20 protein-coding genes and 1 pseudogene are annotated in these 21,693 nt (G+C 55.1%); 14 read left to right on the top strand and 7 right to left on the bottom strand.

The annotated features are described in order from the left end of the window. The first annotated feature begins 6 nt into the window (after window positions 1-6). A complete protein-coding gene (locus ABLV17_RS23615; RefSeq protein ID WP_045394028.1) occupies window positions 7-756 on the top strand; it encodes an alpha/beta hydrolase in 750 nt (249 codons plus the stop codon). A gap of 15 nt (window positions 757-771) precedes the next feature. Here ABLV17_RS23615 and ABLV17_RS23610 read toward each other — a convergent pair whose 3' ends face one another. Both ABLV17_RS23610 and ABLV17_RS23605 read right to left on the bottom strand, forming a co-directional pair. Then, on the bottom strand, window positions 772-2,205 hold the full coding sequence (locus ABLV17_RS23610) for an aldehyde dehydrogenase (RefSeq protein WP_348854717.1): 1,434 nt from the start codon (window positions 2,203-2,205) through the stop codon (window positions 772-774). Window positions 2,206-2,393: 188 nt separating this feature from the next. Then, window positions 2,394-3,062, bottom strand: coding sequence for a hypothetical protein (locus tag ABLV17_RS23605; RefSeq protein ID WP_087859541.1), 669 nt, complete (start codon window positions 3,060-3,062; stop codon window positions 2,394-2,396). A gap of 233 nt (window positions 3,063-3,295) precedes the next feature. On the opposite strand from ABLV17_RS23605, the gene ABLV17_RS23600 reads away from it, so the two are divergent. Together ABLV17_RS23600 and ABLV17_RS23595 are read left to right on the top strand one after the other, a co-directional pair. Next, the gene (locus tag ABLV17_RS23600; RefSeq protein ID WP_308959171.1) at window positions 3,296-4,894 is read left to right on the top strand and encodes an ABC transporter substrate-binding protein; all 1,599 of its coding nucleotides are present in this window, start codon (window positions 3,296-3,298) and stop codon (window positions 4,892-4,894) included. A gap of 17 nt (window positions 4,895-4,911) precedes the next feature. Beyond that, a complete protein-coding gene (locus ABLV17_RS23595; protein WP_113373278.1) occupies window positions 4,912-5,145 on the top strand; it encodes a YdcY family protein in 234 nt (77 codons plus the stop codon). Window positions 5,146-5,153: 8 nt separating this feature from the next. Here ABLV17_RS23595 and ABLV17_RS23590 read toward each other — a convergent pair whose 3' ends face one another. Continuing rightward, on the bottom strand, window positions 5,154-5,603 hold the full coding sequence (locus ABLV17_RS23590; RefSeq protein WP_032708166.1) for a DMT family transporter: 450 nt from the start codon (window positions 5,601-5,603) through the stop codon (window positions 5,154-5,156). Next, window positions 5,600-6,118 carry a GNAT family N-acetyltransferase gene (locus ABLV17_RS23585; protein WP_087859544.1) on the bottom strand — a complete coding sequence of 173 codons (519 nt, stop codon included), beginning with the start codon at window positions 6,116-6,118 and terminating at the stop codon, window positions 5,600-5,602. Before ABLV17_RS23585 ends, ABLV17_RS23590 begins: the two co-directional genes overlap by 4 nt. A gap of 159 nt (window positions 6,119-6,277) precedes the next feature. Between ABLV17_RS23585 and ABLV17_RS23580 the strand changes: the two genes are divergently transcribed. From ABLV17_RS23580 to ABLV17_RS23570, 3 genes are all read left to right on the top strand, one after another. Then, window positions 6,278-6,853, top strand: a complete 576-nt coding sequence (locus ABLV17_RS23580; protein WP_308959220.1) for an XRE family transcriptional regulator — start codon at window positions 6,278-6,280, stop codon at window positions 6,851-6,853. A 65-nt stretch (window positions 6,854-6,918) separates the two neighbouring features. Next, window positions 6,919-7,956 (top strand): NADP-dependent oxidoreductase, encoded by a 1,038-nt coding sequence (locus tag ABLV17_RS23575; RefSeq protein WP_213316161.1) that lies wholly within the window; start codon window positions 6,919-6,921, stop codon window positions 7,954-7,956. Window positions 7,957-8,104: 148 nt separating this feature from the next. Beyond that, a complete protein-coding gene (locus ABLV17_RS23570; RefSeq protein WP_047054792.1) occupies window positions 8,105-8,398 on the top strand; it encodes a DUF406 domain-containing protein in 294 nt (97 codons plus the stop codon). Window positions 8,399-8,470: 72 nt separating this feature from the next. Here the strand turns inward: ABLV17_RS23570 and pqqU are convergent, their stop codons facing one another. Further along, window positions 8,471-10,582, bottom strand: coding sequence for a TonB-dependent receptor PqqU (gene pqqU, locus ABLV17_RS23565; protein WP_308958670.1), 2,112 nt, complete (start codon window positions 10,580-10,582; stop codon window positions 8,471-8,473). A gap of 264 nt (window positions 10,583-10,846) precedes the next feature. Here pqqU and ABLV17_RS23560 point away from each other — a divergent pair, with 264 nt between their 5' ends. Further along, window positions 10,847-11,908, top strand: a complete 1,062-nt coding sequence (locus ABLV17_RS23560; RefSeq protein ID WP_308958669.1) for a YncE family protein — start codon at window positions 10,847-10,849, stop codon at window positions 11,906-11,908. A 139-nt stretch (window positions 11,909-12,047) separates the two neighbouring features. After that, window positions 12,048-12,269 (top strand): YgdI/YgdR family lipoprotein, encoded by a 222-nt coding sequence (locus tag ABLV17_RS23555; RefSeq protein ID WP_015366425.1) that lies wholly within the window; start codon window positions 12,048-12,050, stop codon window positions 12,267-12,269. 51 nt (window positions 12,270-12,320) lie between these two features. On the opposite strand, the gene ansP is transcribed toward ABLV17_RS23555, so the two are convergent. Both ansP and ABLV17_RS23545 read right to left on the bottom strand, forming a co-directional pair. After that, complete coding sequence (gene ansP / locus ABLV17_RS23550) at window positions 12,321-13,778, bottom strand: L-asparagine permease (RefSeq protein ID WP_045382500.1); 1,458 nt, start codon at window positions 13,776-13,778, stop codon at window positions 12,321-12,323. Window positions 13,779-13,965: 187 nt separating this feature from the next. Continuing rightward, window positions 13,966-14,853: a LysR family transcriptional regulator gene (locus ABLV17_RS23545; RefSeq protein WP_015366427.1), complete on the bottom strand. Its 888-nt coding sequence runs from the start codon at window positions 14,851-14,853 to the stop codon at window positions 13,966-13,968. 205 nt (window positions 14,854-15,058) lie between these two features. Here ABLV17_RS23545 and ABLV17_RS23540 point away from each other — a divergent pair, with 205 nt between their 5' ends. From ABLV17_RS23540 to ABLV17_RS23515, 6 genes and pseudogenes are all read left to right on the top strand, one after another. Continuing rightward, on the top strand, window positions 15,059-16,060 hold the full coding sequence (locus tag ABLV17_RS23540; protein ID WP_308958668.1) for an MsnO8 family LLM class oxidoreductase: 1,002 nt from the start codon (window positions 15,059-15,061) through the stop codon (window positions 16,058-16,060). Next, window positions 16,057-17,178, top strand: a complete 1,122-nt coding sequence (locus tag ABLV17_RS23535; RefSeq protein WP_308958667.1) for a M20 peptidase aminoacylase family protein — start codon at window positions 16,057-16,059, stop codon at window positions 17,176-17,178. Before ABLV17_RS23540 ends, ABLV17_RS23535 begins: the two co-directional genes overlap by 4 nt. A 24-nt stretch (window positions 17,179-17,202) precedes the next feature. Next, a pseudogene (locus ABLV17_RS23530) lies at window positions 17,203-19,466 on the top strand (NtaA/DmoA family FMN-dependent monooxygenase). Between the two features lie 11 nt (window positions 19,467-19,477). Continuing rightward, a complete protein-coding gene (locus ABLV17_RS23525) occupies window positions 19,478-19,987 on the top strand; it encodes a GNAT family N-acetyltransferase (RefSeq protein WP_087859555.1) in 510 nt (169 codons plus the stop codon). A gap of 9 nt (window positions 19,988-19,996) precedes the next feature. Continuing rightward, entirely contained in the window at window positions 19,997-20,917 is a 921-nt protein-coding gene (locus ABLV17_RS23520) for an amino acid ABC transporter permease (protein WP_087859556.1), read from the top strand. Further along, window positions 20,901-21,677 carry an amino acid ABC transporter ATP-binding protein gene (locus ABLV17_RS23515; protein WP_113373290.1) on the top strand — a complete coding sequence of 259 codons (777 nt, stop codon included), beginning with the start codon at window positions 20,901-20,903 and terminating at the stop codon, window positions 21,675-21,677. The genes ABLV17_RS23520 and ABLV17_RS23515 overlap by 17 nt, the downstream gene beginning before the upstream one ends. The last annotated feature ends 16 nt before the right edge of the window (window positions 21,678-21,693 follow it).

Raw genomic sequence — 21,693 nt, 5'->3', positions numbered from 1 at the left:
CATCTGATGAACAGCTTCTATTCGCATTTAGCCGGCGCAACGGTCCGTTGGTTTGATTTCCAAGGCCAGGGGGACCCTATTGTGTTCATTCATGGGTTAGGTTGCGCCTCTTCATACGATTACCCGCCAGTGGTTTCTAACCCTATATTGAATGGGCGCCGGGCCTTACTAATTGATCTTCCAGGCTATGGTTACAGCGATAAACCGCTTCAGTTTGGCTACCGAATTGCTGACCAGGCTGCGGTCGTTGTGGAGTGGCTGAACAAATTGCAGGTCAGCCGCTGCATTCTCTACGGCCATAGTATGGGGGGCAGTGTGGCTATTGAGGCAGCGCAGCGGCTGGGCAAACGCGTTGAGGCCTTAATTGTCGCCGAGCCCAATCTCTATGCCGGTGGGGGATTCTATAGCTGTAAAATCGCCGGGCAGACGGAAGATGATTTTATCGCCAACGGCTATCAGTCGATGCTGGCGGCAGAAACGTCCCCATGGAAAGGTTGCCTACAAAATAGCGCACCGTGGGCGTTATGGCGGGGAGCTACCAGCCTGGTAGTAGGCGCTTCTCCCTCGTGGTTTGAGCGTTTTATTCACCTGCAATGCCGTAAGACGCTTATCTACGGTAGTTTATCGCTACCCTCACAGGAAGCGGAAGACGTCGAAACTGCGGGTATCGCATTGGCTGTCATACCACAGGCGGGGCATTCGATGGCATGGGAAAACCCGGCCGCGCTGGCGCGCGCGATTGCCGGGCTGGTCTGAAAGCATCGCGGTAAATCAGAACGGTAATTCGCGCGGGCGAGTTTGCATGGTTATCCAGCGAAGCTCGGTGAATTCAGCGATCCCGGCGCGTCCGCCGAAGCGGCCATAGCCGGACGCTTTACAGCCGCCGAACGGCATCTGCGCTTCATCATGTACGGTAGGGCCGTTAATATGGCAAATACCGGTTTGCAGGTTTTGCGCCACATTCCAGGCGCGAGCGGTATCGCGGCTATAAACCGCTGCCGCCAGCCCGTACTCGCTATCGTTTGCCACGGCCAGCGCCTCTTCCTCGCCGTTAACCCGGATCACCGATTTGACCGGGCCAAAAGATTCTTCATGCCATATGCGCATTTCGCTCGTTACGCCATCCAGCAGGGTGGCGCGCATTTGCGTCGAATCCGCTTTTCCACCGCAGAGTAAATGTGCGCCTTTACTTAGCGCATCATCAATCAACGCGTTGCAGCGTTGTACCGTTTTCAAATCGACCACCGGGCCGAGAAGCGTAGCAGGCAGCGCGGAAGCTCGTTGGCTGATTAAAGCGACAAAGTCATCCGCGATGCTCTCATCGACAATAATGCGCTCGGTGGACATACAAATCTGCCCGGCGTTGGCAAAAGCGCCGAAAATCGCGCCCGCCGCTGCCTGCTGCAGATCGGCATCATCCAGTACCAGTAGAGGCGCTTTGCCGCCCAGTTCCAGTATCGCAGGCTTAAGGTGTTCTCCACAGGTGCGGGCAATAATGCGCCCAACCGGGGTCGACCCGGTAAAATTGACGCGTCGTATGGCGGGGTGAGCAATCAGCGTCTCCACCAGCGCAGGCGCTTCGGCTGGCGAGCAGGTGAGATAATTCACCACGCCGTCGGGAAAGCCCGCCGCGGCAAGGGCATCGACGATTAAGCTTTGCGTGGCGGGCGAGAGTTCCGAACCCTTGAGTATCACCGTATTGCCGCAGGCCAGCGGCGTAGCGATGGCTCTGGTTGCCAGAATGAGCGGCGCGTTCCACGGCGCCATAGCCAGCACCACGCCGGCCCCCTGACGCACGCCCATCGCCAGATTACCGGCCACGTTGGAGGGAATAATTTGACCTTCGATTTGCGTGGTCAAGGCCGCGGCTTCACGCAAAATATCTGCCGCCAGGTGCACGTTGAATCCGGCCCAGTGCGCTGTCGCGCCGGTCTCCGCCGCCATAGTGGCGATAAATTTCGCCTCTCTACGCTGCATTTGCTCGGCGGCTTCCAACAACAGACGGCGACGTTCGGAGGGGATGGTGTCGCGCCATGACGGGAATGCGGCGGCGGCGGCTTCTGCGCAGCGACGGGCATCATTGAGGCTGGCCGCTGCGGCGGTAGAGACTATCTCGCTATTTTGCGGATGTCGGCGAGTGAAAGTAGCGTGGCCTTCGGCATCATGCCAGCGGCCGCCGCTATATAAGCTGCAGGTTATTGTCATTAGCGTAACCTCATTGGTCTGCGGAGTGTCGAGTCTACCGCCTTACCTCATTGCGCAGCGGCGAAAGGGCGGTTATCGCACAACTTTTTTGCAGATTACTCAGCGGGTCACAACTTAGTACAATAATGAGAACGGTGAACATGGGCCGTAGCAGACATAATCCATTCGCCACGGCCCAAAGAGGACAGTTAATGTAATGGCTGTACCTGTAGTGCGTCAGAATATTGTTTTAGCTTTTTAATTTTATCTTTTAATATCCAGCTTAATTCCGAAATATTCATTTTTATTTCGTCAACATCGACCGAACTGTTTTCCGTGAAGGCAGGCGTTGCGCCAACGACACCGCTCGCCAACGCTTTATTCGTTTCACAACGATAGCCGATATCATATAACTTATCGCTTAGTTTTTTCTCGAAAGCGTTGAGATTATCATATGCCCGGAGATAGTCCGTAATTTGGACGGCGGAATGTAATATGTAAAATCGTGATTTGACCGCCGGTGTTTTATCAAGATCAATAGCAATTGAGTCGTCGGGAACAAAAAGATTAACGTTAGGGACCGCCGCGGCTTGCGAACGTTGAGTCACATCATAGACACCGCCATCGTCGGCCTGTAAGGCGGCGTGATGCGTTGCGACCAGAAAACAGCCCGGCCAGTAGTTTATCTCCCAGCCCAGCAGCATTTTTCCACCGACCTGTTCGATCGCCGCGCTGACGTTCCAATAGGCGTTTCCCTCAGGCCCAGGTCTATCAATGACCGGGAGATAGATCGGACTGGCGCCAGGATTCAACTGTTCGGCAAATTGCAACAACCGCGGATCGTTGAGGGTGATAGGCTGATAAATCGAATTCGTCATGTAACGCTCCTTTGACTGAAAAGGGACAATGCGGCACGCGATTGGATCTTAGTCGTAAATAATCATTTTGTCGTACCGGTGCGGGCGTAGCCGATGATAGTGCCGTTAAGCAAAGCAAACAGCACTAACCTTATGAGTTAAAGTGTGAATCTAATAGCGATTCATTATTTGCTGGTTGTATTCCACTGTGCTGTTATTAGTGTGCATATAACAAATTTATAAGGTTTATAACCATGTCTACAGGGAAATCACTACTTGCGCTGGCCTTAAGCGCGCTGTTGCCGACCGGCGCCGCGTTGGCTGCGGCCAACGACACGTTGGTCTACTGTTCGGAAGCCTCGCCGGAATCCTTTAACCCGCAAATCGCCAGCTCTGGTCCTTCATTCGTTGCCAGCTCACAGGTACTTTATAATCGCCTGATAACCTTTGATCCGCTTAAAAACACGCCGATTCCGTCGCTGGCGACCGAATGGAAAGTCTCTCCGGATGGTAAAACCTGGACCTTTACGCTGCGTAAAGGCGTGCAGTTCAACAGCAATAAATACTTTAAACCGACCCGCGATTTCAATGCGGATGATGTGTTGTTCTCGGTGCTGCGCCAGCAGGATCCGCAACATCCATATCACAACGTGTCGCAGGGCAATTATGAATATTTCCACGACGTTGGTCTTGATAAGCTGATTAAAGAAGTGAAGAAGATTGATGATTATCACGTTCAGTTTGTGCTGAGCGAACCCAATGCGGCGTTTCTCGCCGACTGGGGGATGGACTTCGCCTCGATTCTTTCTGCGGAATATGCCGACGCGATGTTGAAAAAGGGGACGCCGGAATACGTTGATAGCTGGCCTATTGGCACCGGCCCTTACGCGCTGCAGCAGTACAAGGTAGATTCACAAATCCGTTATATCGCCAACCCGCACTATTGGGAAGGCGAGGTACCGACTAAACATCTGATCTTCTCCATCACGCCGAACGTTGAAACCCGCCTGGCTAAGCTGCAAACCAACGAATGCCAGATCATTCCCGCGCCATCGCCGGTACAGTTTCCGGTAATTAAAGGGAATAAAGATCTGGCGCTACACGCGGTGGAAGCCTTGAACGTGGGCTATCTGGCATTTAATACTGAAAAGAAACCGTTTGATAACGTGCTGGTACGTCAGGCGCTGAACTACGCCACCGATAAGCAGGCGATCGTGAAGGCGGTCTTCCTGGATTCCGGCAACGTGGCGAAATCGCCGATCCCGGCCAATATGCTCGGTTACAAGAAGGATTTACCGGATTACGACTACAATCCACAGAAGGCGAAAGAGCTGCTTAAGCAGGCGGGGGTGGCGCAGGGCGCAGAAGTGACTCTGTGGTCGATGCCGGTACAGCGCCCGTATAACCCGAAGTCGAAACGTGTCGCTGAAATGATTCAGAACGACTGGAGCAAAGTCGGCATAAAAGCGAAAATCGTCAGCTATGAGTGGGGCGAATACCTTTCCGGTATGCGCAAGGGCGAGCATGATAGCGCGTTGTTTGGCTGGATGTCCGATAATGGCGATCCGGACAACTTCGCCGGCACGCTGCTCAGCTGTGATAATATCAAAACCGGCTCTAACGTAGCGCGCTGGTGCGATAAGTCCTATGACGCGCTGGTGAAAAAAGCGCTTCTGGTGAGCGATCCGCAGGCGCGCGCCAAACTTTACCAACAGGCTCAGGAAATTTTCTATCAGCAGGCGCCGTGGATCACGCTGGCGACGGGTAAAACTTTCTACGCCACCCGCAGCAACGTCAGCGGCTATAGCGTGAGTCTGATGGGAAGCGATTTTTCCAAAGCTAAGCTGAATTGATCGAAAAGGAGAACAGGATGGCACATCTGGACGATGTCATTGCCAGGGTCGATGACACCATTGCCGGGGGCGTGATTAGCCATATGAACGAGCTACTGATTGCCTTAAGCGATGATGCTGAGCTGGGCCGCGAAGAACGCTATACCCAGCAGCAGCGTCTACGGACGGCGATAGCCCATCACGGGCGTCAACATCATGAAGATCAGGAAGCACGCCGCGAGCAGTTAACCAAAGGCGGCGAGATCCTTTAAGGGTGATGTCAGAACTGGCGTCTGGCGACCAGCCAGGCGCCTACCACCAACATCACCGCCCCGCATACTGGCCCGATTAACGCCCTAATCGGCACGCCGTGGGCGCGAATCAAATCAATAACCAATCCGCCAACCAGCTGACTGGCCACCAGCACCGCAATGGTTGTCGCCGCCCCTACGTTTTGATAACCGCTGATGCTGGCGAAGACGAAAAACGATCCCAGCAGGCCGGGAATAAGGGTCCACCATTTGATGTTCAGCGCCAGTTCCTGAAAGCCTGCCGCGCCGTGGCGCAATAGCAAAATGGTGACAAAAATAACAATTCCCACCAGCGAATTGAGCAACATGGCGATAAGAATCGTCGAGGCGGATTGGGTAATGCGGACCATCAGGGTGTTTTGCAATACCAGACCGACGCCCGCCGCTATCAGGCAGGCAAGGGTGAGCGACTGATTCATGCCTCGCCGTCCGGATCCTGGCGATCGTCGAGCTGTAGCTGCATAAAGGTCAGATCCAGCCAGCGACCGAATTTAGTTCCCACCTGCGGCATCTGCCCGCTGGTGATAAACCCCAGGGTTTCATGTAGATGCAACGAAGCATGGTTGCGGGATTCAATTCCGGCCACCATCACATGTTTGTGCAGACGCCGCGCTTCAGCGATAAGCGCGACTAACAACTTACGGCCGATCCCCTTACCCTGATGATCGGGATGGACATAGACCGAATGTTCAACGGTATGGCGGAAACCGTCAAATGCGCGCCAGTCGCCGAACGAGGAGTACCCGGTAATCACGCCGTTTTCTTCACTCACCAGCACCGGATAGCCGGCAATCTGCCGGGCCTCAAACCAGGCAATACGGTTATCGATATCGACGGTTTTGTCATTCCAGATGGCGGCGGTATGCAGTACGGCGTGATTATAGATTTCGGCGATCGCCGCGCAATCGTCTTTACTGGCATGGCGGATGGACATAGCAAGCCTCAAAGTTTGTACACTATAGTAGTACGGTATTATTACAATAATGAACGTCCGGCTGTCATCAATTTTACGATAAATTTTACGTGGAACAGCGCAGTATAGGGGATAGCGGACAGTTGTGTAATACGGTAGTGCGCACTATATTGTTACGTCATGAATACTATAGAAGACAATCTCAACCAGCGCATTAGCGCACGCATTCGTATCGAACGCGAGTCCCGCGGCTGGTCGCTAAGCGATCTGGCTGAACGCGCAGGGGCCTCGCGGGCAATGGTGCATAAAATAGAACGTGGCGAAAGTAGCCCCACCGCGACGATGCTGGGCCGTCTCTCCGGCGCGTTTGGTATCAGCATGTCGACGTTGATTGCGCGTGCAGAGATGCAGGAGGGTAAGCTTTTGCGCTTTGCCAACCAGCCGGTGTGGCGCGATCCACAAAGCCACTATTTGCGCCGTCACGTCTCGCCGCGCAGCGATCTGCCGATCGATCTGGTGCAAATAGAGTTGCCGGCCGGCAGCGATGTACCGATGCCTGCTTCTTCGTACGCGCTGGCGCGACAGCTCATCTGGCTACAGCAGGGTGAGTTAGTTTTTGTTGAAGGGAACACTCGCCATCAGATGCAGGCGGGGGATTGTCTGGAACTGGGGCCGCCCAACGATTGCCGGTTTATCAATGAGACCCACGAGACTTGCGTCTATCTGGTAGTGCGTCTGAATCAATCCGGCTCATAATGTTAAAGCGCGTTAAGCATAAAACGGCTAGCCTCAGTACAGGCCGTTAACAAGAGGAGTTTGCTATGACCGCTAATCCACAACGCCATCACCGCTGGGTATTGGCTTCACGCCCGCACGGTGAACCTACCGCCGAAAATTTCAGACTGGAAGAGGGTGACCTCCCAACGCCGGGGGCGAATCAGATCCTGCTGCGGACTATTTATTTGTCACTCGACCCTTATATGCGCGGACGGATGAGCGATGCGCCTTCTTATTCGCCACCGGTGGACATTGGCGCGGTGATGGTCGGTGGGACGGTAAGTCGCGTGGTGAGCTCTAATCACCCTGATTTTAAACCCGGTGAGTGGGTGCTTGGCTATAGTGGCTGGCAGGATTATGCGCTTTCCGATGGTAGCGATCTGGTTAAGCTCGGCGACAATCCTGAACACCCTTCCTGGGCGCTGGGGGTGTTAGGCATGCCGGGATTTACCGCTTATATGGGGCTGCTGGATATCGGCCAGCCGAAAGCGGGCGAAACGCTGGTGGTGGCGGCGGCAACCGGGCCGGTAGGGGCCACCGTCGGGCAGATTGGCAAACTTAAGGGTTGCCGCACCGTCGGTATTGCCGGCGGCGCCGAGAAATGTCGTTATGCGGTAGAGACGTTAGGCTTTGATATTTGTCTTGACCATCGCGCTGCGGATTTCAGCCAGCAGCTGGCGCAGGCGTGTCCGCAGGGAATCGATGTCTACTATGAAAACGTCGGCGGTAAAGTCTTTGATGCGGTTCTGCCGTTGCTGAATACTGCGGCGCGTGTTCCCGTGTGCGGACTGGTTAGCGGCTACAACGCCACAGCGTTACCGGATGGCCCGGATCGGCTGCCGCTGCTGATGGCGACCATCCTTAAAAAACGCATTCGTATGCAGGGCTTTATCATCGGCCAGGATTATGGCCATCGCATTGCCGAGTTCCAGCAGCAAATGGGGCGCTGGGTACAGGAAGGTAAAATCAAATATCGCGAGCAGCAGATTGACGGCCTGGCGCAGGCGCCGCAGGCGCTGATTGGCCTGCTGAAGGGGGAAAACTTCGGCAAAGTGGTGATTAACGTCGCAGCGGACGAGTAACGTCGCCGTTTTCTCCAATGCCCCCGAAGAAGCATGCGGGGGCGCTTTCGCCGCCTTTAACCAAAAATGATTAATCCATACTTTTATTAATGGTTTGCTTTTCCGTGAGCGGCTTTTTATCCTTAAGGAAACTTAAGAGGTTAATGCGATGAAAGATGTAGTTGATAAATGCAGTACCAAAGGCTGCGCCATTGATGTTGGCACCATTATCGATAACGAAGACTGCGTTTACCGGGTCGAGAAACTTTTCCCTACCCGTGAAGAAGCGGAGTCCGCGGTAGCGGCCATTCGTGAACGCGCCGTTGCCGCCGCCAGCGAAACGCCGACCGTGGATTACACTATTGAACCGGTGGGTAATGAGGCGAAACTGGACGCGGCGGTGAATTTCTCCTGCCAGGCGGAAAAAATTATTTTCGAATTGTCCTTGAGAAGCGCGTTCTAACAGACTGCGGCGGAATCAAAAAGGGATCCCAATTGGGATCCCTTTTTTATCATCACCCATCGGCGGGCGTAGTTACTCGAAACGCCAGGCGAGATTCATACCGATGCCGAAGTTACGGCCCGGCGCTGGTTCGTAATAACGACCATTGGATTCGTTGACAATCACTGATCCCACGTAATTGCGATCAAACAGATTATCGACGCGGCCAAACAGATCCATATCCATTTTTCCGTAGCTCCACTTATAGCCGGTGGTCAGGCCAACCACGGTCCACGATGGCGCTTTGGCGGTGTTGGCGTCGTTGGCCATAATGTCGCCCATATAACGGATATCGCTCCCCGCGTACCAGCCCTGTTCCGGTTGATAACCGAAAGAGGCGTAGCCCATATTGCGGGCGATACCCGGAATACGATTGCCGTTGCAGTCCGACGAACCGCAAACGTTCGTGCGATAGGTGGCGTCGAGCCAGGTCCATGCTGCTTTTAATTTCCAACTGTCGCCAAACTGCTGGTCGAGACCTAATTCCATTCCCTGACGACGGGTCTTACCGGCGTTTTTATAGCTGGTGCGACCGCCACTGCTGGAATCGACCACAATCTCATTGTCGGTATCGGTCTGGAAAAGCGCGGCGGTGAACAGTCCGTTGCCTATCCGCGTTTTGCTGCCAATTTCCACGGTTTCATTTGTGGAAGGTTTAAGATCGAAATTTAATCCGCTCTGGTTGCCAGAACGATAAGAGAGCTCATTGATCGTCGGCGTTTCAAAACCGCGCCCGGCGGAAAGATAGATATTCCAGGCATCCGTGACGGCATATTTCAATGAACCGGCTGGCAGCCATTTGTGATAGCTGGCATCGCCGCTATCGTCGCTGTTACCCGGGGTGACGTAATAGTCGTTAGAGTCAAACCACACGGAACTGTAGCGAACGCCAGCATCGAATGTGAGCTTGTCGGTCAACTGCCACTGGGTTTGCAAGTATGGGTCCAGGTTCCACATCAGATTACGTTCATTACGGCGCAGGTTGCCCTGTTCGCCATATTGCGGCGCGCCGTTCACCAGAACGTAGTTTTCATAACCCTTACGCCGTTCGCTCATATTTTCGTAATCAAGACCGGTGGTAAAGGTCACCGGCACCAGCAATTCGCCGCGGTGGGTCCAGCGGGTGTCGATCCCCTGATAATGGCGAGTCAAATCGATGACTCCCCCGGAATGCGAGGGCTTCAGCTGCGGCGCCATGGGGATTGACTGGTACTGAGTGGTTTCGCGCTCGCCGGCATACATCATCACGCTCAGATCGTCCTGCTGGCTAAGCTGGCGCTCATAGCGTAATCCGGCCTGAGTCTGCTTCACCGTTTTACGTGTGTTGTACTGGTCGCCGCGGGGCGACTGGCGCGGGTTATTCTGCCACTCGTCGTAGCTCAATCCGCCCGGGTCGTTAGCTTTAATATCCACGCTATTGAACAGCAACGTTAATTTACTGACGTCATCAATACGCACGCCTAATTTTGCGTTGGCGAGATTTTTCCGCGCGCCGCTATGGTCGCGTGAACCATGGGTAGTGAAACGGTTGGTAGACACCGTGTAGTCGACGTCGCCTGCCTGAGTGCCGTCGCCGACGGCGCCGGTAGCTTTCAGTCCATAATGCCAGGTACCGAAGCTGCCGTAGTAGCTGCTGGCCTCAATGGTCGGCGGCTGGCTGCCGGTTTGGGTATTGACGTTAATTACGCCGCCGGAAGAGTTGCCATAGAGCGCGGAAAAAGGTCCGCGTAACACTTCCAGGCTATCGATGCTGCCGATATCGATATTCGATGTCTGCCCCTGGCCATCGGGCATGGTGGCAGGGATACCGTCAACGTATAGCCGCAGGCCACGGACGCCGTAGGTGGAGCGGGAACCGAAACCACGAATCGACAACTGCAAATCCTGAGCATAGTTTTGCCGGTTTTGTACCTGTAAACCGGGTACCGCGCCGAGCGATTCCGAGAGGTTAATTCGCGGGGCGGCCTGTCGCATATCATCGCCATTCACTACGCTGACGGCGGCAGGGGTATCCAGTTCGGAAACCGCGGTAGGCGTCGCCGTGACGACCATGGTTTGTTCGTCGTTGGTGCTGGCATGCACGTTGGCGACGAGAGGGAGTAATAAAGCGGGGAGCGCGACCGTGCGCATGGCAATAATCTTCATCAAAGCGACTCGCAAAGAGAAACGTACCAAATGGAACATATGTATATATGTTACACCGTTTGTAAATTCTTTGAAAATAATTAACTAACCAGTCGTTAAGTAATAGCTAGCAAAGGTGATTCTTTTAAGCAAAAAAGACAATTAACGCTCCACATTAAGATAAATAATGATTACTATTCTCATTTACAAAACGAGTGAAGTTAAACTTTACGCCGTGGAAGCCATCTCTAACCGGTAATTAATTGTTCTATAAAGGGAATCGTTATGTCATTACGTCAGTTATCCGCGCCGCGTCTGCGTCGTTCTCTGTTATTAACGTCGTTACTGTTGGCAGGCAGCTTCAGCGCCCACGCCGCCGAAGAGCTCCTGCGCAAAGCGGTTGGTAAAGGCGCGTACGAAATGGCGTACAGCCAGCAGGAAAATGCGCTGTGGGTTGCGACCTCGCAAAGCCGTTCCCTTGATAAGGGCGGCATCGTCTATCGTCTGGATCCGACCACGCTCGACATCACCCAGGTTATTCATAACGACCTGAAACCGTTCGGCGCCACCATCAATAACACCACCCAGACGTTGTGGTTTGGCAACACCGTTGATAGCAGCGTGACCGCAATAGATGCCAAAACCAGCGCGGTGAAAGGGCGACTGGTGCTCGATGACCGTAAACGTAGTGATACCGTGCGCCCGCTGCAGCCGCGTGAGCTGGTGGTGAATGAGAAAACCAATACCGTGTATATCTCCGGGCTGGGTAAAGAGAGCGTGATTTGGGTGGTGGATGGCGACAAGCTGACGCTGAAAGATACCATCGCCAATACCGGCGCGATGGCCACCGGGCTGGCGCTCGATGCTGACGCTAAACGTCTTTACACCACCAATGCCGATGGCGAACTGCTGACTATCGATACCGATAGCAATAAGATCCTCTCGCGTAAGAAGCTGCAGGATGACGGTAAAGAGCATTTCTACCTGAACCTGAGCCTGGATACAGCTGGTCACCGTGCTTTCATTACCGACAGCAAGCAGCCGGAAGTGCTGGTGGTAGATATTCGTGACGGGAAAGTACTGCAAAAAATCGCCGCGCCGGAATCTCTGGCGGTACTGTTTAACCCGGCCCGCAACGAAGTCTATGTCACCCATCGCAAAGCGGGTGAAGTCAGCGTCATTGATGCTAAGACCTATAAGGCCGTTAAAACCTTCAAAACGCCAACCTTCCCGAATAGCCTGGCGCTGTCCGCCGATGGAAAAACGCTGTTTGTTAGCGTGAAGCAGGAGTCAACTCGTCAGAAAGAGGCCACCGCGCCGGACGACGTAATCCGCATTGCCCTGTAATCTCAAGGGAGGGGGCGACCCCTCCTTACTCCGGGTCTCATCCTCTGTTACAAACCGCTATTAGCCTGATTACTATAAAGGTTATACACTTACTTTTTCCCGCGCGCGGCGGGAAAGTGGTAATCATTCTGGAGAAATTATGAAAAAGCCATATATGGTGATCTGCGCGGCGGCAATGCTGGCGCTTCTGGCAGGCTGCAGCTCTAATTACGTCATGACGACAAAAAGTGGGCAAACTATTGTGACCCACGGTAAACCGCAGTTGGATAAAGAGACCGGCATGACCAGCTATATCGATGAGTCTGGCAACAAACGCGAAATCAACAGCAGCGACGTTGCTCAACTGGTGGAAGATAATTAATTTTGCGGTGACGGTTTGCCCGCAGAGGGGCAAACCGTTATGGAGTGGCGCTTAGCGTTTTTCAACGCCCGGCGCCGTGCTGTGAACATCAGCCACGCGTTTACGTACGCCGAACCAGCCTGCGACCAGCAGCACCGCCAGCAGCGGAATGGATCCGATGGTATAGGTGCCGTTCGGGTAGTCAAAAGCCATCAACACCAGTACGCTCAGCAAGAACAGCAGCGTCAGCCATGAAGTAAACGGCGCGCCCGGCATCTTGAAGCTTACATCCGCCGCTTTTCCTTCCTTGATAGCCTTACGCAGACGCATCTGGCAGATCACGATAAAGCCCCATGAGGCGATAATCCCCAGAGAGGCGACGTTAAGCACGATCTCAAATACCTGCGACGGCACCAGATAGTTGAGAAAGACTCCCACCACGTAAACTGCCAGCGTTGCGAGGATCCCGGCGTAAGGGACGTGATGGCGGCTCATCTTCGACATAAACTTCGGCGCTGAACCTCCCATCGACATCGAACGCAGAATGCGCCCGGTGCAGTACAGGCCGGAGTTCAGGCTGGAGAGGGCGGCAGTTAACACCACGATGTTCATCACGCTGCCGATGTACGGTACGCCGAGCTTCGAGAAGAAGGTGACGAATGGGCTTTGTCCTGCCTGATAGGCGTTCCACGGCAGCAGCAGCACCAACAGTACGACGGAACCGACGTAGAACAGGCCGATACGCCAGATCACGCTGTTAATCGCTTTCGGTACCATGGTTTCCGGATCTTTACATTCGCCCGCCGCGGTACCCACCAGCTCGATAGAAGCGAAGGCGAAGACGACCCCCTGAACCAGTACCAGAGCCGGCAACAGACCGTGCGGGAAGAAACCGCCGTTGTCGGTAATCAGATGGAAGCCGGTGGCATTGCCATCCAGCGGTTTGCCGGTACCGAGGAAAATCGTGCCGACAACCAGGAACGCGACGATAGCCAGTACTTTCACCAACGCGAACCAGAACTCCATCTCAGCGAACCATTTCACGCCGATCATATTCATGGTGCCGACGATCGCCAGCGCGCCAAGGGCGAAGACCCACTGCGGAACATCGCCGAAAGCGCCCCAATAGTGCATATACAAGGCGACGGCGGTGATATCGACGATACCGGTCATTGCCCAGTTGACGAAATACATCCAGCCGGCAACGTAGGCGGCTTTTTCACCGAGAAATTCGCGAGCGTAAGAGACGAAACTACCGCTGGAGGGGCGATGGAGAACCAGTTCGCCGAGGGCGCGAAGGATGAAGAAGGAGAAGATACCGCAAACCAGATAAACCAGCGCCAGCGCCGGGCCTGCCATTTGTAAACGCGCCCCGGCGCCGAGAAACAGACCGGTCCCGATGGCGCCGCCAATGGCGATCATCTGTACCTGACGGTTGCCCATTGCTTTGTGGTAACCCGATTCGTGCGAGTTGAGCCAGTGGCGTTTCGCGGCATGATGTTCCGCCGCGTCAGTGTGTTTGTTATTCATTGATGTACCCATTTTCCTGTCAATGTCCATGAGTGGTTGTCGTATCGCGCAGCGGCGATACATCGTGCTGGCTTTCTCACTATTCTGTCGTAGAGATAAATCAGGCACGGCGCTGCATCCTACACGTAACGTGATAGTGACGCACGTAAAACATTTCACAACAGCACTTACTTAAATATCAATGAGTTCAATGACGCAACGCGTCGACGAGTAGCGCAAACGCAGCGGTATGCTGACGACGGCTGGGATAATACAGATGATAACCAGGGAAGGTGGGTGTCCAGGCATCGAGTACCCGTACTAAACGACCGGCAACCAGCGCCTCCTCGACGCAATCATCCGGCACATAGGCCAGGCCGAGACCAGATTCAGCGGCATCAATGCGTTGCGGTAAGCTATTCAGCGTCAGTTGACCCTCTACATAAACCTGAAAGCCCTTACCATCATCGGTGAATTCCCAAGCGTAAATCCCGCCGCGGGTTGGTAGCCGCATATTAATACAGCGGTGCTGATCCAGTTGATAAGGCGTCTGCGGGGTGCCGTAGCGTTGTAGATAGTCGGGCGAGCCCACGACGACCATGCGCATGTCCGGGGCGATGCGCACCGCAATCATATCCTTTGCCACCTGATCGCCGAGACGAACGCCGGCGTCAAAACGGCCATCGACGATATCGGCCAGGCCGTTATCGACGGTAATTTCGATATTGATATCCGGATAACGCAACATAAATGGCTTTAATGCCGGCCACAACACCGCGCTGACGGCGTGTTCACCGGCGTTAAGGCGAATATTACCCGCCGGAAGGGCGCGGCTATCCCTCAAGGCGCCGAGCTCGCGTTCAATTTCCGTGAGATGTGGACGTAAATTCTGGAACAATTTTTCACCCGCTTCGGTGGGAGCGACGCTGCGGGTGGTACGGGTTAGCAGACGAACATCAAGCCGGGCTTCGAGGTTGCGCATCGCATGACTCAGCGCAGATTGCGACACCCCAAGTTGGGCAGCGGCGCGGGTGAAACTGCGTTCGCGGGCGACCACCATAAACGACAGGAGATCGTTGAAGTTATCTTTTAGCATTATTATTCCGCATTAATGAATTTGATTCATGGCTGGAAGTTGAGTCTAAACCTTGTGCGGCAGATCCGCCACGAAGACACCCTATTGCACGCGTCTTTTATTGCGCATATCTAATTTCCGGCAGAGTACATGTGAATAAATTGTTTCTCAGCACGCGCTGCAGATTCTAATAATGCAGGCATGTTAATTAAAACGAGCCTGCGAAATGTCTTATCGAATCAGTATCCTGGATAAAAGTCCTCTGGCTCCCGGCGAAACTGCCGCTCAGGCGCTGGCGCGTACGTTAACGCTTGCGCAACAGGCGGAACGCTGGGGATATCATCGTTTCTGGATTGCCGAGCATCACAACGCGGAACAATTGGCGAGTCCGTCGCCGGAGCTGCTGATTGCCTGGATCCTCGGGCAAACCCGGCAGATTCGCGTCGGATCCGGCGGCGTGATGCTCCAGCACTATAGCCCCTACAAAGTCGCTGAAAACTTCAATTTGCTCGCCAGTATTGCGCCAGGACGCGTCGATCTCGGCGTTGGTAAAGCGCCAGGCGGTCTGCCGCTCGCCACTCGCGCGCTACAACAGGGCGTCCATCAGTATGAGAAGGGCAGTTTTGCCGAACAGCTTGCCCAGCTTGATAACTGGCTAACGTTGACCGAAAGTCAGGGTGAGGAGAGCCTGCGCGCGACCCCCATCCCGCCGCGCCGCGCGGACGGTTTCCTGCTCGGCGCCAGCGTTGAAAGTGCGCGTCTGGCGGCGAGCCTGGACTGGAACTTCGTTTTTGCCGCGCATCTCAATGGCGATAAAAATCTGTTGCAGAAGGTGCTGACGAACTGGCGTGAGTTGAGCCGCCGCGAGGTCATCGTGGCCGTACAGGTAATTGTTGCGCAAGACACCGCCAGCGCGGCCGAACTGGCGAAGCAGGTGGAAGTCTGGGGCGTCGAGCTGGCAAACGGCCAGCGGGTAACGGTGGGTAGCGAAGCTCAGGCAGCGGCCTTTGCCCGTCAGGCGGGGAGTCCGCCCACGCGCATCGAACGCCGCGAGTCTTCTCTCATATTCGGTACTGCAGACGAGGTTAAAGCACAACTCGATGCCCTTCAGGCGCAGTGGGGAATTGATGAGTTTATTATCGATACCCCTATTGCCGAAGGCCGTGCGCGGCTGGAATCGCTGGGGTTGCTGGCGCAGGCGCATCTTGGCGCGGAGGTAACGCCATGAATTTCGAACAACAGTTGATTAGCTGGCGGCGCGAACTGCATCAGAACCCGGAACTCTCGTTACAGGAAGTGGCAACCACCGCGCGTATTCGCGACTGGTTGCAAAGCGGCGGCCTCCCGCTGCTACCTTACGAGTTAACCACCGGCGTGGTGACGGAAGTCGGTAGCGGCGACAAAATCATCGCCCTGCGGGCCGATATTGACGCGCTACCGATAGAAGAGGCCACCGGGCTGCCGTTCCGCTCGCAAAATCCCGGCGTCATGCATGCCTGCGGCCACGATATACATACCAGCGTAATGCTTGGCGCAGCGTTGTTGTTAAAGGAACGAGAAGCGCAACTGCCGGGGCGAGTGCGGATCCTGTTCCAGCCAGCGGAAGAGAGTTTCGGCGGTGCAAAAACGCTGATCCGCGTTGGGGCGCTTGACGGCGTATCGGCCATCTTTGGCATGCACAATGAGCCCAATTTACCCGTTGGCGAATTCGCCACCCGCGGCGGCCCGTTTTACGCCAACGTCGACCGCTTCGTATTCAAAGTGACCGGCAAAGGGGCGCATGCCGCCCGGCCGCATGAAGGAAAAGATGCCATCCTGCTGGCGAGTCAACTGGTGACGCTGCTGCAGAGCGTCGCCAGCCGCGAAGTGAATACCCTGGATTCGGTGGTGCTTAGCGTAACGCGCATCCAGGGGGGAAATACCTGGAACGTTTTGCCGGAAAGCGTGGAGCTCGAAGGAACGCTGCGCACCCACAGCAGTGAGGTGCAGCAGCGGGTTAAGGTGAGAGTCAGCGAAATCGCCGCCGGCTTCGCCAGCGCCTTCGGCGCGCAAATCGATGTCTTCTGGTACGCCGGGCCAACGGCGCTGGTCAATGATGAACGTTGGGCGGCATTTGCCGGCGAGGTGGCCGACCGCTTCGGTTATCGCACGCATCACGCCGATTTGCACCTGGGCGGCGAAGACTTTGCCGTCTATCTGCAGCATATCCCGGGCGCTTTCGTCAGCATAGGTAGCGCCAGCGAATTCGGCCTGCATCATCCGGCCTTTAATCCGGATGAAAACGTCATTGCTCCAGCCGCGCGCTATTTCGCGGATCTGGCGGAACAGGCATTACACCATATTTAATTTTTGACAGGGGAAGGGGTCACTATGTCTGAAAAACGGCAATTACGTCTGGGGACGATTTTACATGGCGCCTCAGGAAATATGTCTGCCTGGCGTCATCCGGCGGCGCTGGCGGATGCCAGTATTAATTTTGAATTTGTGAAAGATACGGCGCAAAAAGCCGAGCAGGGAAAGCTTGATTTTATTTTTGTCGCCGACGGGTTATATATTAACGAAAAATCCATTCCGCATTTTTTAAATCGTTTTGAGCCTTTAACGGTATTATCAACGCTGGCGGCGGTGACCGATCGTCTGGGGCTGGTTGGCACGCTCTCCACCTCCTATAGCGAACCCTTCACGACCGCGCGACAGTTCGCCAGCCTTGACCATTTAAGTCACGGGCGCGCCGGCTGGAACGTGGTGACATCACCGCTGGAAGGCTCGGCGAAAAACTTCTCTCGCGCCCAGCATCCCGATCATGCGCTGCGCTATCGCATCGCCGACGAATATCTTCAGGTGGTTAAAGGCTTGTGGGATTCCTGGGAAGATGGCGCTTTTGTGCGTAATAAAGAGAGCGGACAGTTTTTTGATAAAAATAAACTGCATACGCTTAATCATCATGGCGATTTCTTTAAAGTCGCTGGCCCTTTGAATATTGCCCGCACGCCACAGGGACGGCCCATTATATTCCAGGCAGGCGCCTCTGATGACGGCAAAAAATTAGCCGCTCGCCACGCTGATGCCATTTTTACCCACCAGGAATCATTAGCCGAAGCGCAGGCGTTTTATCAGGATGTCAAAAGCCAACTGGCTGCCTATCAGCGCAGTGCGGATCAACTGCATATTTTTCAGGGCGTCAGCGTAATCGTCGGTGACGACGCGGAGGATGCGGAGCGTCAATATCAGACCACGGCGGCACTGGTCTCTATCGACGATGCGTTGAATTACCTGGGTCGTTACTTCGAGCATCACGACTTTGCGCAATATCCACTGGATGAACCCTTCCCGGATATTGGCGATCTTGGGCAAAACAGCTTTCGCAGCACCACCGATGAGATTAAACGCAATGCTCGGGAACGGGGATTAACCCTGCGCCAGGTGGCGCTGGAGGCTGCCAGCCCGCGCCCACGGTTTTCCGGCACGGCCAGCGAAGTTGCCGACGGCCTGCAGCAGTGGTTCGAGCAACGCGCCGCCGATGGCTTCATTATTCAGGGCGGCACGCCGGAAACCTTCCCGCGTTTCGTTGATGAAGTGGTGCCATTGCTGCAGGCGCGCGGATTGTTCCGCCGCGACTATCCAGGCACCACGCTGCGGGAAAGCCTGGGGCTGGATCTGCCCATTAACCAATTCGAAAAATAATAAAAGAGAACCGCGCTATGCAGAAATCAACTCTATTGCTGGCCTTCGCGTTGGCAATTAGCGCCCCGTCGTGGGCGCAGGACGTCAATATCAATGGCACCGGAGTTAGCCTGGAAGCCAATAAAACCCCGATTCATACGGCAAAAAATCCGCAGGCAATTGCGCTGTTGCCGAAAGATCTGCACCTGGCGGTGCCGGGGAAATTTACCGTCGCGGTTGCGGCGCTAAACTCGCCGCCGCTGACGGTGTTTTCTGATGATAACAAAACGTTGCTCGGTAGCGAGGCGGATATTGCGCGTCTGGTGGCTGACAGCCTCGGCCTCGAAGTCAACGTTGTTCCGACCTCGTGGGAAGACTGGCCGCTTGGCGTCGCCTCCGGCAAATATGATGCCGCGATCAGCAATATTACCGTCACCAAAGAGCGCAAAGAGAAGTTCGATTTCGCCACTTATCGTAAAGATTCGCTGGGCTTTTACGTTAAAAGCACCAGCCCACTGAACAAGATCGACCACGCGGAAGATATTGCCGGACTGAAGATTATCGTCGGCTCCGGCACCAATCAGGAAGCAATCTTACTGGCATGGAATGCGGAAAACGTTAAGCGCGGGCTTAAACCGTTTATACCGGTCTATACCAAGGATGACGCCGCGCAGACGCTGGCTCTGCAAACGGGCCGCGCCGACGCGTTCTTCGGCCCTAACGTCATAGGCGCCTGGAAAGCGGCCCTTACTGGCAAAACCAAGCTGGTGGGCAGCGTGGACGGCGGGTGGCCGAAGGCGGCGCATATCGCGGTGACGCTGAAGAAAGGCAGCGGGCTGGTTAATGCCGTCCAGGCGGCGCTCAACGGCGCTATCGCCAGCGGTGACTACGCCAAAGTGCTCAACCGCTGGGGTGAGGGAGTGGAGAGTATCCCACAATCGGAAATCAACCCCGCCGGGCTGGGCGATTAACAGGAGGCGCTATGAGCGAAGCATTTCGTGATATTTCTCCGGACGCGCCGGAACTACAGCCGATAATTAGCGGCCTGTTTGCCGAGTACGCCGCCCGTTACGGCGACTATTTTTCTCGTGATGCGGAAGTGGAATTAACCGAATGGTATCTGCCGCCGCAGGGGCTGTTTATTGTGCTGGAGCGTGACGGTGAAATCATCGCCACCGGCGCCTACAAGCCGAAAGACACCCACACCGCGGAAATTAAGCGGATCTGGACGCATCGACGCCTGCGTCAACAGGGGCTGGCTGCCAGGGTTGTACAGGAACTGGAGCGCCGGGCGGTGCTGGCAGGCTATAGCCATATTTTTCTCACCACCGGTTTTCGCCAGCCGGAAGCGGTAAAGCTCTATTTAAGCCAGGGGTACGAGGCGCAATTTGATCTCACTCGCGACCCGGAAGAATACAGCCGCCCGCCCTATGACGGGCGGTTGCGGTTCAGTAAAGCGCTGGCGGTTAGCACCCTCAGCCACAGTGCTTAAGGAGGCATCATGCAATCATCTGAAACGATCAAAGTGGTTCCTGCTCGCTATCCGCTGCGCATCGCCGGGGCGATATTGGCTCTGTTGGTGCTGGCGATTGTCTTGCAGTCGGTCGCATTCAATCCGCGCTGGGAGTGGGGGGTATTCGCCCGCTGGTTCTTCGATCCGGTGATCCTTGAGGGGTTGGGGCAAACGCTGCTGCTCACGCTACTTGGCACCCTTTTAAGCGTCATCTTCGGCGGCCTGCTGGCGCTGGCCCGCTTGTCGTCCTCATGGCTGCTCAGCAGTCTGGCATGGGGGTATATTTGGCTGTTTCGTTCGCTGCCGCTAATCGTGGTGTTGATCATTCTGTATAACTTCTCTTATCTGTACGACAGCTTATCGCTGGGGATCCCTTTCACCGGCGTAACCTGGGCGAGCTACCAGACTATCAACGTACTGGGGCAGTTCTCCACGGCAGTGGTCGGCCTGACGCTGGTGCAGAGCGCCTATACCGCTGAAATTATCCGCGGAGGCTTTTTGGGGGTGGATCACGGGCAGTATGAGGCCGCCGCTGCGCTGGGACTCCCGGCCTGGCGACGCACGCTGCGGATCATTTTGCCGCAAGCGCTGCGCACCATTTTGCCCGCAGGGTTCAATGAAATCATCAGCCTGGCAAAAGGGACGGCGATGGTTTACGTACTGGCGATGCCGGAATTGTTCTACACCATTCAGATGATCTATAACCGCACCCAGGAAGTGATCCCGCTACTGATGGTGGGCGCCGCGTGGTACCTCGTAATTACCAGCGTGCTCTCCGCAATTCAATACCTGGTAGAACGCGCGCTGGCGCGCAGCGAACGACGCTCGGCGGTAAATAGCGTGCGTAATAATCGCGTGACCCAGCCGGCTCGTCAGCCGCAGGAGGCCGTCCATGCTCAACTCTCGTAATGGTCATATTTCGATAACCGGGGTCAGTAAATACTTTGGCCGTCATAAAGCGCTGGATGATGTTTCGCTGGAAATAGCGCCGGGGACGGTGACGGTTATCCTGGGGCCGTCCGGTTCGGGAAAATCGACATTGCTGCGCACAATTAACCATCTTGAACGGGTCGATGAAGGGTTTATCCAGATTGATGGCGACTATATCGGCTATCGCCGTAAAGGCGACAAGCTGTACGAGCTGAAAGAAAAAGAGATTCTCCGCCAGCGGGTCAACGTGGGCTATGTATTTCAGAACTTCAATTTGTTCCCGCATCTGACGGTGCTGGAGAATCTGATTGAAGCGCCGATTGCCCATAAACAGGCCAGTCGGAAAGAGGCGATTGCTCGTGCGTATGAATTGTTGGACATTGTCGGTTTGCGCAACAAAGCGGATGCCTGGTCGCGGCATCTTTCCGGCGGCCAGCAGCAACGCATCGCCATCGCCCGCGCGCTGGCGCTCAATCCGCGCGTGATCTTATTTGATGAACCTACTTCCGCGCTGGATCCGGAACTGGTGGGCGAAGTGCTCGATGTAATTAAAAAACTTGCCCGCTCCGGGACGACGCTTGTGGTGGTAACACACGAGATCGGCTTCGCCCGCGAGGTCGCCGACCAGGTGGTGTTTATGGTCGATGGCAAAATCGTTGAACAGGGCAGCAGCGATGAAGTTTTAAATAATCCGCAACATCAGCGCACCAGGCAATTTTTATCGCGGGTGCTGGCATGAGGAAATTAGCTGCAGC

It is taken from the genome of Klebsiella sp. CN_Kp091 (assembly GCF_040065095.1).
GTDB classification, from domain to species: Bacteria; Pseudomonadota; Gammaproteobacteria; order Enterobacterales; family Enterobacteriaceae; genus Klebsiella; species Klebsiella aerogenes.
Note: the sequence above shows the minus strand (reverse complement) of the source record. Positions and strands in the feature narration are given on the sequence as shown.

Bases quoted from the DNA above. Each gene is read 5' to 3' on its own strand.
- ABLV17_RS23615 (WP_045394028.1), top strand. From the start codon at position 7: ATGAACAGCTTCTATTCGCATTTAGCCGGCGCAACGGTCCGTTGGTTT.
- pqqU (WP_308958670.1), bottom strand. From the start codon at position 10,582: ATGAAGATTATTGCCATGCGCACGGTCGCGCTCCCCGCTTTATTACTC.
- ABLV17_RS23515 (WP_113373290.1), top strand. From the start codon at position 20,901: ATGCTCAACTCTCGTAATGGTCATATTTCGATAACCGGGGTCAGTAAA.
- ABLV17_RS23570 (WP_047054792.1), top strand. From the start codon at position 8,105: ATGAAAGATGTAGTTGATAAATGCAGTACCAAAGGCTGCGCCATTGAT.
- ABLV17_RS23540 (WP_308958668.1), top strand. From the start codon at position 15,059: ATGTCTTATCGAATCAGTATCCTGGATAAAAGTCCTCTGGCTCCCGGC.
- ABLV17_RS23600 (WP_308959171.1), top strand. From the start codon at position 3,296: ATGTCTACAGGGAAATCACTACTTGCGCTGGCCTTAAGCGCGCTGTTG.
- ABLV17_RS23545 (WP_015366427.1), bottom strand. From the start codon at position 14,853: ATGCTAAAAGATAACTTCAACGATCTCCTGTCGTTTATGGTGGTCGCC.
- ABLV17_RS23610 (WP_348854717.1), bottom strand. From the start codon at position 2,205: ATGACAATAACCTGCAGCTTATATAGCGGCGGCCGCTGGCATGATGCC.
- ABLV17_RS23605 (WP_087859541.1), bottom strand. From the start codon at position 3,062: ATGACGAATTCGATTTATCAGCCTATCACCCTCAACGATCCGCGGTTG.
- ABLV17_RS23585 (WP_087859544.1), bottom strand. From the start codon at position 6,118: ATGTCCATCCGCCATGCCAGTAAAGACGATTGCGCGGCGATCGCCGAA.
- ABLV17_RS23590 (WP_032708166.1), bottom strand. From the start codon at position 5,603: ATGAATCAGTCGCTCACCCTTGCCTGCCTGATAGCGGCGGGCGTCGGT.
- ABLV17_RS23520 (WP_087859556.1), top strand. From the start codon at position 19,997: ATGCAATCATCTGAAACGATCAAAGTGGTTCCTGCTCGCTATCCGCTG.
- ABLV17_RS23575 (WP_213316161.1), top strand. From the start codon at position 6,919: ATGACCGCTAATCCACAACGCCATCACCGCTGGGTATTGGCTTCACGC.
- ABLV17_RS23595 (WP_113373278.1), top strand. From the start codon at position 4,912: ATGGCACATCTGGACGATGTCATTGCCAGGGTCGATGACACCATTGCC.
- ABLV17_RS23560 (WP_308958669.1), top strand. From the start codon at position 10,847: ATGTCATTACGTCAGTTATCCGCGCCGCGTCTGCGTCGTTCTCTGTTA.
- ansP (WP_045382500.1), bottom strand. From the start codon at position 13,778: ATGAATAACAAACACACTGACGCGGCGGAACATCATGCCGCGAAACGC.
- ABLV17_RS23535 (WP_308958667.1), top strand. From the start codon at position 16,057: ATGAATTTCGAACAACAGTTGATTAGCTGGCGGCGCGAACTGCATCAG.
- ABLV17_RS23580 (WP_308959220.1), top strand. From the start codon at position 6,278: ATGAATACTATAGAAGACAATCTCAACCAGCGCATTAGCGCACGCATT.
- ABLV17_RS23525 (WP_087859555.1), top strand. From the start codon at position 19,478: ATGAGCGAAGCATTTCGTGATATTTCTCCGGACGCGCCGGAACTACAG.
- ABLV17_RS23555 (WP_015366425.1), top strand. From the start codon at position 12,048: ATGAAAAAGCCATATATGGTGATCTGCGCGGCGGCAATGCTGGCGCTT.